A 4,332-nucleotide genomic window follows, 5' to 3' on the forward strand; every position below is an offset into this window, starting at 1 on the left:
TTGGAGGGTGCGGTAGAGGGCGGTTTCGAGGGCGAAGAGGGCGGGTTGGGTGTGTTCGGTGCGGTGGAGGGCGTTGTCGGGGTTGGTGTTGATGACGTCGCGTAGGGCGGGGTCGAAGTGGGCGAGGACTTCGTCGTAGGCGGCGGCGAACTCGGGGTGGTTGGCGTAGAGTTCGCGGCCCATTCCGACGCGCTGTGAGCCCTGGCCGGTGAACAGGAACGCCAGCTTGCCCGGTCGGGCGGCACTGCCGCGTACCAGCCCGGAGTCGTGCCGCCCCTCCGCCAGCGCGCGCAGCGCCTCCAGGCGGGCCTGCCGCCCCTCGCCGACGATCACCGCGCGCTGCTCCAGCAGCGAGCGCGTCGTGCGCAGTGAGTGCGCGACGTCGGCCGCCGCGGGCTCCGGCTCGGCCGTGAGCCGCTCGATCAGGCGCTCGGCCTGCTCGGCCAGGGCCTCCTCGGTCCGCGCCGACAGTGCCCAGGGCGCGAGTTCGGCCCCGGCGCCGGCGGTGCCGACCGGGCCGGTCGGCCCGGTGACGGCGTCCTCCGTCGGCGCCTGCTCGATGATCACGTGGGCGTTGGTGCCGCTGATCCCGAAGGAGGACACCGCCGCGCGGCGCGGACGCCCGTTCTCCTCCCACGGCCGGTGCTCCGTCAGCAGGCGCACCGCGCCGGCCGTCCAGTCCACGTGCGGTGAGGGCTGCTCGGCGTGCAGGGTCTTCGGCAGCACGCCGTTGCGCATGGCCATCACCATCTTGATGATGCCCGCGACTCCCGCCGCGGCCTGGGTGTGGCCGATGTTGGACTTGATCGAGCCCAGCCAGAGCGGCTGGTCGGCCGGCCGGTCCTGACCGTAGGTGGCCAGGACGGCCTGCGCCTCGATCGGGTCACCCAGCTGGGTGCCGGTGCCGTGCGCCTCCACCACGTCCACCTGGTCGACCGTCAACCGGGCGTTGGCCAGGGCCTGGTGGATGACGCGCTGCTGGGACGGACCGTTGGGGGCGGTCAGTCCGTTGCTGGCGCCGTCCTGGTTGATCGCGCTGCCGCGGAGGATCGCCAGCACCTGGTGGCCCTTGCGACGCGCGTCCGAGAGCCGCTCGACGAGGAGCAGGCCGACGCCCTCGCTCCAGCCGGTGCCGTCCGCGTCGGCCGAGAAGGCCCGGCAGCGGCCGTCGGGGGACAGGCCCCGCTGCCGGCTGAACTCGATGAACGTGGTCGGCGTCGCCATCACGGTGGCGCCGCCGGCGAGCGCGAGGTCGCACTCGCCGGTGCGCAGGGCCTGCGCGGCCAGGTGCAGGGAGACCAGCGAGGAGGAGCAGGCGGTGTCGACGGTGACCGCCGGGCCCTCGAAGCCGAAGGTGTACGAGATCCGGCCGGAGGCGATGCTGGGGGCGCTGCCGTTGCTCAGGTAGCCCTCGAAGTCGCGCGGCGCGTGCTGGAGCCGGGAGCCGTAGTCGCTGTACATGATGCCGGTGAAGACGCCGGTGCGGCTGCCCTTGAGGCCGGCCGGGTCGATGCCGGCCCGCTCGAAGGTCTCCCACGCCGTCTCCAGCAGCAGCCGCTGCTGGGGGTCGGTGGCGAGCGCCTCGCGCGGCGAGATCCCGAAGAACTCGGGGTCGAACTCGCCCGCGTCGTGCAGGAATCCGCCGTGCCGGGTGTACGTGTGGCCGGCCCGCGACGGGTCCGGGTCGAACAGGTCGTCGACGTTCCAGCCGCGGTCGGAGGGGAACTCGCTGATCGCGTCGGCGCCGTCCGCCACCAGTCGCCACAGGTCCTCGGGGGAGCGCACCCCGCCCGGGTAGCGGCAGGCCAGGCCGACGATGGCGATCGGCTCGTCGCTGGTGACCGCGACGGCCGCTGCCGCCGCCCGCGCGCTGTGCGCGGTCCGCGCCCCCTCCAGCTCCACCGCGAGGGCGGCCGGGGAGGGGTGGTCGAAGATCAGCGTGGCCGACAGTCGCCGGCCCAGGACGGAGCCGAGCCGGTTGCGCAGCTCGACCGCGGTCAGCGAGTCGAAGCCCAGCTCGGAGAAGGGCCGTTCGGCGTCGATGGCGGAGGCGTCCGGGTGGCCGAGCACCTCCGCGGCGGTCGCCCGCACCAGGTCCAGCAGGGAGCCGGTGTGCCGGGTCGGGGCCTCCTTGACGGCCCGCAGCGGGGCCCGGACGAGGCCGCGCAGCAGCGCCGGCAGCAGGCCCTGGTCCACCTGGGTGCGCAGGGCGGCGAGGTCGAGCGCGGCGGCCGTGGTGGTCGCCGCCCCGAGGCGGGCGTCCAGGCAGGCCAGACCCTGGTCGGTCGGGATCGGCGCCAGGCCGGCCCGGACCAGTCGGGCCCGGTCCCGGGCCTGGAGCTGCCCGGCCATGCCGTTGCCCGAGTCCCACAGGCCCCAGGCGAACGAGGCGGCCGGCAGGCCCAGGCCGGTGCGGTACTCCGCGAGGGCGTCCAGGAAGGCGTTGGCCGCGGCGTAGGCGCCCTGGCCGGCGGTGCCGAGCACCCCGGCCACCGAGGAGAACAGCACGAAGTGCTGCAGCTCGCCGGGTACCTGGGAGGTCAGCTCGTGCAGGTTCCAGGCGGCGTCCACCTTGGGGCGCAGCACCGCGGCGAGCCGCTCGGGGGTGAGCGAGGCGATCGTGGCGTCGTCCAGGACACCGGCGGCGTGCACCACCGAGGTCACCGGGTGCTCGGCCAGCAGGGCGGCCAGCGCGGCGCGGTCGGCGACGTCGCAGGCCGCGACCGTCACCCGGGCGCCGAGTGCGGTCAGCTCCTCGGCCAGCTCGGCGGCGCCGGGCGCGGCCGGACCGCTGCGGCTCACCAGCAGCAGGGCGCGCACGCCCTGGCGGGTGACCAGGTGACGGGCCACCTCCGCGCCCAGCGCGCCGGTGGCGCCGGTGAGCAGCACCGTGCCGTCCGGGTCGAAGGCGCCGGCCGGGGCCGAGGCCTCGGCCCGGGCCAGCCGGGGGGCGAAGGCCAGGCCGTCGCGGATCAGCAGCTCCGGCTCGTCGGCGGTGAGGGCCGCCGCCAGGGCGTCCCGCGAGGCCGGCGTGCCGTCCGAGTCGACCAGGACGAACCGCCCGGGCTGCTCGGTGCGGGCCGAGCGGACCAGGCCCCAGGCGGCCGCGTGCGCCGGGTTGCGCGGACCGCTGCCGACGGCCCCGCGGGTCACCAGCACCAGCGGTCCGGCGCCGGCCGTGGGCTCCTCGGCGATCCGGGCCTGGACCAGGTCGAGCAGCCAGGCCAGGGTGGCGTGCGCCGCCTCGGCGGGGCCGCCCTCGACCTCGGGCACCTCGACGATCTCGGCCTCGGGCGCCGGCCCGGCGCCCGAGGGGGCCACCGGCGTCCACTCCACCTCGTACAGCGGCAGGCGTCCGGCGGTGAGCCGCTCGGGCTGCACGCTGCGCAGCGTCAGCGCGTCGATCTCGGTGACCGGCAGGCCCGTCGGGTCGGTGGCGGTGACCGCCACGACGTCCTCGCCGTGCTCGGAGAGCCGGACCCGCAGGGCGGTGACGGGTGCGGCCGACGGGTGCCGGCGGACTCCCGACCAGTTGAACGGCAGCCGTACGGTGCCGGATCCGGTACCGAGCGCGAGCGGGCGCAGGGCCGCGTCGAGCAGCGCCGGGTGCAGGCCGAAGCGGGTGGCGTCGGCCCGCTGCTCCTCGGCCAGCTCGACCTCGACGTAGGTGGTGGAGCCGTCCTGCCAGGCGGCCGTGATCCCCTGGAAGGCCGGGCCGAAGTCGAGTCCGGCGGCGGCCGTGCGGGCGGCGAGTGCGGCCACGTCCAGCGGGGTGCCGGCCGGCGGCCAGGTGTCGGGGAACGGCGGCAGTTCGCCGGTCGGTTCGGCCGTCAGGCGGCCGGTGGCGTGCCGGGTCCAGGCGGCGTCCTCGGCGTCGGGGCGGGAGTGCACGGTGACCGTGCGGCCGCCCGCCTCGTCGAGGGCGCCCACGGTGACCTGGAGGCGGACGGCGCCCTGCTCGGGCAGGACGAGCGGGGTGTCGATCGTCAGGTCGTCGAGGCCGGCGCAGCCGGTCTGCTCGCCGGCCCACAGGGCGAGTTCGACGAGGGCGGTGCCGGGCAGCAGGGCAGTACCGAGCACCGCGTGGTCGGCCAGCCAGGGGTGGGTGCGCAGCGACACGAGTCCGGTGAGGACGGTGCCCTCGCCGCTGGCGAGTTCGACCGCGGCGCTGAGCAGCCCGTGCTGCTGGACGCCGAGCCCGGCCGCCTTCACGTCACCCGCGGAGCCGGAGCGGTCCTCCAGCCAGTGGCGGGTGCGTTGGAAGGGGTAGGTGGGGAGGTTGATGGTTTGGCCGTGGGTGGGCCAGGTGGTGGTGTGGCCGGTGGTGTGGGC

1 protein-coding gene is annotated in these 4,332 nt (G+C 76.0%); it reads right to left on the reverse strand.

The annotated features are described in order from the left end of the window. Positions 1–4,332 (reverse strand): type I polyketide synthase (locus ACFTWP_RS41270; RefSeq protein ID WP_380270330.1); only part of this gene is annotated, 4,332 nt, incomplete at both ends.

The organism is Kitasatospora sp. NPDC057015, assembly GCF_042673745.1.
Classification (GTDB): Bacteria; Actinomycetota; Actinomycetes; order Streptomycetales; family Streptomycetaceae; genus Kitasatospora.